Below are 4,503 nucleotides of genomic sequence, written 5' to 3'. Positions count from 1 at the left end.
TCGATCTCCATCAACAGGGAGTTAGCTTTCGCGAAATCGAACGCAGTACTGGTGTCTCGCATAATACTGTTATTAACTGGGTGAAAAATATGCAGATCGAGAAGTAGGGGTAATTCATGAATTACCCCTACTTCTCGATCGTGTCTAAACATTAATTAGATCCCGTAAAAAGTAAAAGCGATCGCCTCGCCAATCATGTCCTTTAATCCTACCTACATAGCCACTGAGTGGTGAAGATAGCTCGATCATCATGCCATAAAGTTCCTCCTCTGAATACTTTTGGGGCGGATGAGATAAATCAAAAACCACATGGAATTTATCGATACCGACTTCTTGAAAGGTTTGAGACTCCAGATAACTCTTAAGTGTTGAGACAATATGGACGAGGTTTTGGATTCTTTGCTCGATCGAATTAATGTATTTATTTACCTTGAGATCTGAGTCTTCACCAAAAGGTTCTTGGTTGAGACATTGCTCTAATTCGCGGAGATCGATCGCACCAGGATAGTCAGACTTGAGCGTAATGAGTCTTTGAAGAGTAGTGGGTGTCATCACATTCATTTGATTTTGGATGGCTGCTTGCTGTGCCGCAGATGTCAATGAGCCAGCAGCAAAGATTATTTTGACAGATCGATCGAAAACCTCTTTGCCTAAATGGGTGATGCCCAAATGGATAAGTTGGGCAGATACTTTATTAGGAACACTTTCATCCTGACTCGCTTTGCATTCTCCCACGAGGGAAAATGGTCGATCGCAATAAATATCGATTCCGCCTGCGCCACCAGTTGCATTGGGATCGAGACTAGCCTTGATATTATTGAGCGAATTAGTAAATCCTAATTGCAAAAAGCTTCTACGCACTAATTTCTCAAACTCGTTACCATCGCTGGAGTTACCAACTTCACCGATCCTGTTAATCCAACTGAGATCGATCGAACTGTGTTCGTGCCGTGATGGCTGTTCCCAGTCTAGAAAGACTCGCAAATCTCGATTGAAAGCATCGATTTGGAGATCGGGAGCGACAGATAGATCGAGTTGCTGTTGCAGAGTCTCTAGATTCGGATATTTTGAGGTGGAAAGGCTATCTAGTCGCTGCTTATGTTTAGCGAAGATGCGATCGGACAGCACTGGCTCATTTGTAGTAACTACCATTGGCTGTTTCAGTAAGGAGAAATCCCCAACACGATTTTGGAGCATCTCTATTTCAACTGGCAATCGATACACCCTAAGCAAAGCAACAAACACAAACTTTCTGCTTTCAAAGTGACGATCGAGAATTTCGTGACTCCAGGGAGCTATTTGTTGAAATAACTGTAAGTCTGCGACGGTATCGATACTCTTACAAGATGCACATCTAGCCCAATAGTTGAGATCTTTTACCCCAGGTGGGGTTTCGGTATCGATCAGAGCAAAAGCTCGATCGGGCATCAAAAATACCCACGGAAATACCGCGATCGTTCGACCTTGAGCTAGTAAATCCAAATTAACTGGGGACAGATGAAACGCAGTGGCAATTGAATAAGATGGGGTTGTCATATTGAGTTACTGCTAATTTATAAATTAGTTTCAGACAACTCAAAAACATTCACCTCAGTAAATAGGGTTGAATCGTTTTCCAGATTCAACATGCGATCTTCATCGATCGCATCTGTGGAAATTTCTCCAGAAGGATCGCTCAAAATCTCCTTAATCAGATAATTATTTTCAGCAATTTGTGTTTTTTGAATGAACTCAATAATTTTTGGCTGACTAAATTCGTAGTCTTCATAAGCATCATAGACAGCCAGAATCGCCAATAAAGGTTTGATGTCTTCTGACTTCAAAACCACCCACTCGCCGCCACGATTTGCTAGCAAGTCATCCAGAATGGTGCGTCCTTGAGTTTTTGGCTTGACATCTTTAGAGCGGACTAGGCACCCTCTCGTGAAGCTAAACTTGTCGTACTCAGCTAATCTTTTCATGGCAGCACTGATAAACCTTGCCCCAGAATCTTGTAAGATACACACACCGATTTTATGAGTAATTCCTCTTTCCTGAGCCACTATCCGAAAATCTAGATATCCAAGATCGGCAGCTTTGACTTTGATATCCTGAATATCTTCGACCAAGACCTCATCGATTGTGATACCCTTGGTAGTTTCAAAGGCTAAACGTAATGCCTTCGCAACTATGAAACTGTCATTCATACGATCGTTAATAGTATTTTCTAGAGCCAATAGCTGTTCTTGAAAAGCAACTTCAATCCCATGAAATTCATCCACTGGCACAGATACTTGCCAATTCTCAGCGCACCATTGTAGAACCCTCCGCACAATTGGACGCTCCGATCCCAACTCCCGTAAATCGCGCTCGTTGAATGGATAGGTAGGCGATGGTGGTGTCAGCTTATGCTTGGTATAAAAAGGCTGCAACCAGGCAGAGATCAATGCGACAATATCATCGCCATTGAGATATTGCAGCTCGAAGATTTTTTCACCAATTCGATCGATGACTGATTCTGACTGCGGCATCGCCTTGATGGAGTACTGCCAAGTTTGGGGAAATGTCGCCATAATTAAAACGCCACATTTAATTTTGCTATACAAGTCCTTTGCTAAGGAAGCAACTACTTGTGGAGTAGTCAAACCTTGAGAGTTAGATCCCTTTGGTTCTATTTCATCCAAACAGATAACAATCGTGCGATAGTTTCCGATTAAATCCAGAATTTGTGTTGCCATTGCTAAGGCATTGACCTCTCGATCGCCTTCATGATTTGGTGGTAAATCCATAGCTTCAGCTTGCGATTTTCCTAATGATTTACCTGATAGCCAGTTAACGGCAAACAACTGCATATTGGGTGCAAGTGTCCACAGAATAGCCTGGATGACGTAAGGGTTACTGACATCTGGCTTGAGTTGGCAAATTTTAGCTATCAATTTACTCACTAAATTTGGTGTATTAGCCAGCTTTTGATGGAAACTGGCGATCCACCTCTTTGGTTCATAGTCAACCTTGAAAATTTCGTTAAGTAATAGAGCCGCTAACTCCTGCCATTGCCGCGCACCGCAACTACCTTCCTGTTGAAGACTATGCGCTAGAGTACTCAAGAACATGGAGTTAATTCGATTCAAATCTCCATAGTCTGTTTCGCTCATGTAAACGAAAAAAGCCGTGCCATCTTGTTTGATTTGCCGCCGTAAGCGACTAATGAGGTGGCTTTTACCCAAACCTTTTTCAGCAGTTATTGTAATGCCTAAAACACTTCGATCGCCTATTCTAACTTGCTCTATTCCTTTAAAGATCGCTGCGGAGATCTGTCCATTGATGGAAGGGACATCGGGAAATTTAGAAGCCCAAACGTCATGGCTTTTGACAACGAGGGAGCAGTCGAAAGGATTGTACTGTTCGACAAGCTGATTGATTTCGGCAATGGGAGATGCGGGATGCTCAAACATGAGATTTGATGTATTTACAGGCTTAAAGTCAATGAAAACTGGGCGGTACGATTTATGTGGTAATGCGTTTGGCATAACAGCGGAGACCGCTGACTTTGGTCATCACTGAATCTTCTAGTTTATCTGGAGCACTATCTTCAACGGTGCCTTCTAGAAGTTGCAGGATACTATCAGCTTGCATTTTGAGGAGCCATTCATTGAAGCTTGTGCGAGTCACTCGTTCACCAATATCCCGACGAATGCGATAAATCGGGACGAGACGATCGAAATTGAACTCGCTATTGAGGCGATCGTATGATGCCAATGCCACTGCTTGAAACTCATGATAGGAGGAGATCTCTGCTTCCTTAACACGATCGGATAACGATCTCCGATCGACATTAGTGGCGCGAAACCAATTTAGTAGCGCATTTGCTGTTTTAGCACCAATCTGAGCCTCAAACTCAAACTTATCTCGTACCAGTGATGATTCTAGTAACAACTTTCCTGCATCAGTCAATGTTAGGCAGCGACTATCCTGTGAATTTTTAACGGCTCCAGCTTCAACCAATCTGGCACAGGCCGCATTAGCTGCGGCTGTTTTGCCGCTGAAGCGACTATTTACCGATCCCTTCCGAATATCAGCACCGCCTAAATCCCATAGTGCTAACAGAAACCGGACTTCAAAGTTTGTAACCATTTTCGACATACTTTCCTTGACTATTTTCTACATGAAGCAAAGTGCTGCTTCTATAAGAAGTGTACCCATATAATCAGACCATAGACCTACACTCAATCTGCACACTGACGTGCTACGCACAACGAATCGATCGCCCTTCTACAATGTTAGAGAGATCGAGTGGCGAAAAACGGTCGCTAGCAAGGTAAGCAACGCTATATATGTAGAGGATGTGGGCGGCAATTTGTCGATCGCTACGCTGATAGAGGGTATCCTCTAGAGATTAGGCAAAAGTGTCTCGATCTCCATCAACAGGGAGTTAGCTTTCGCGAAATCGAACGCAGTACTGGTGTCTCGCATAATACTGTTATTAACTGGGTGAAAAATATGCAGATCGAGAAGTAGGGGTAA

Annotated in this window: 3 protein-coding genes; all 3 read right to left on the bottom strand. The window is 43.1% G+C overall.

The features are described from left to right. Window positions 1-144: 144 nt before the first annotated feature. From ACEW9J_RS09470 to ACEW9J_RS09460, 3 genes are read right to left on the bottom strand one after another with little or no spacing between them, the layout of a single operon-like run. Window positions 145-1,536, bottom strand: coding sequence for a DUF1802 family protein (locus tag ACEW9J_RS09470; RefSeq protein WP_373544880.1), 1,392 nt, complete (start codon window positions 1,534-1,536; stop codon window positions 145-147). 17 nt (window positions 1,537-1,553) lie between these two features. Beyond that, window positions 1,554-3,434: a P-loop NTPase fold protein gene (locus ACEW9J_RS09465; protein ID WP_373544879.1), complete on the bottom strand. Its 1,881-nt coding sequence runs from the start codon at window positions 3,432-3,434 to the stop codon at window positions 1,554-1,556. Between the two features lie 52 nt (window positions 3,435-3,486). Then, entirely contained in the window at window positions 3,487-4,113 is a 627-nt protein-coding gene (locus tag ACEW9J_RS09460) for a hypothetical protein (RefSeq protein ID WP_373544878.1), read from the bottom strand. Between the last annotated feature and the right edge of the window lie 390 nt (window positions 4,114-4,503).

It is taken from the genome of Chamaesiphon sp. (assembly GCF_041737865.1).
Taxonomy (GTDB): domain Bacteria; phylum Cyanobacteriota; class Cyanobacteriia; order Cyanobacteriales; family Chamaesiphonaceae; genus Chamaesiphon.
Note: the sequence above shows the minus strand (reverse complement) of the source record. Positions and strands in the feature narration are given on the sequence as shown.